Source organism: Thalassolituus sp. UBA6592 (assembly GCF_002433655.1).
GTDB lineage: Bacteria > Pseudomonadota > Gammaproteobacteria > Pseudomonadales > Oceanobacteraceae > Venatoribacter.
The window spans coordinates 1-271 of record NZ_DJIO01000005.1 but is presented as its reverse complement, the minus strand read 5'-3'; the positions used below and the strand labels follow the sequence as shown (position 1 = coordinate 271).

The following is a 271-nucleotide window of genomic DNA, read 5'->3' as shown; positions in this document are numbered from 1 at the left end:
GCGCTCCATCAGGATGTACTTGGCACCGTCCAGAGCCGCTTTGGCATCGGCCACTTCTTTTTCGCTGTTAACAAAGCTGGCGGCTTCCGCTTCCGGATTCAGATCCGGGTTGTTCATCAGCGCATCGGCTAATGGCTCCAGACCGGCTTCAATCGCGATCTGGCCTTTGGTGCGGCGCTTTTTCTTGTAGGGCAGGTAGAGGTCTTCGAGGCGGGTTTTGGTGTCGGCGGCAAGAATGTCTTTTTTCAGCTCGTCGGTCAGTTTGCCCTGT

General features: G+C 56.1%; 1 pseudogene. It reads right to left on the bottom strand.

Features of this window, described 5'->3' with window-relative positions:
- Nucleotides 1-271: pseudogene (locus B2Z72_RS00225) on the bottom strand (Tex-like N-terminal domain-containing protein); the annotation flags it as partial.